Here is a 284-nt window from a genome sequence, read left to right as displayed (position 1 = left end):
GTAGCGTCTACATCAGCATCAACAAGTGCGGTAGCCTCTACATCAGCATCAACAAGTGCGGTAGCCTCTACATCAGCGTCAACAAGCGCTGTAGCATCTACATCAGCAAGTACAAGCGCGGTAGCCTCTACATCAGCAAGCACAAGTGCGGTAGCCTCTACATCAGCAAGCACAAGTGCGGTAGCGTCTACATCAGCATCAACAAGTGCGGTAGCGTCTACATCAGCATCAACAAGTGCGGTAGCCTCTACATCAGCATCAACCAGTGCGGTAGCCTCTACATC

Annotated in this window: 1 pseudogene; it reads right to left on the bottom strand. The window is 51.4% G+C overall.

Going from position 1 to position 284, the window contains the following annotated elements:
• Nucleotides 1-284: pseudogene (locus tag KV696_RS10550) on the bottom strand (adhesive domain-containing protein); the annotation flags it as partial.

The sequence above is a fragment of the Streptococcus humanilactis genome, from assembly GCF_019448275.1.
GTDB lineage: Bacteria > Bacillota > Bacilli > Lactobacillales > Streptococcaceae > Streptococcus > Streptococcus humanilactis.
The sequence above is the reverse complement of the archived record's forward strand: the minus strand, read 5'-3'. Positions and strand labels throughout refer to the sequence as shown.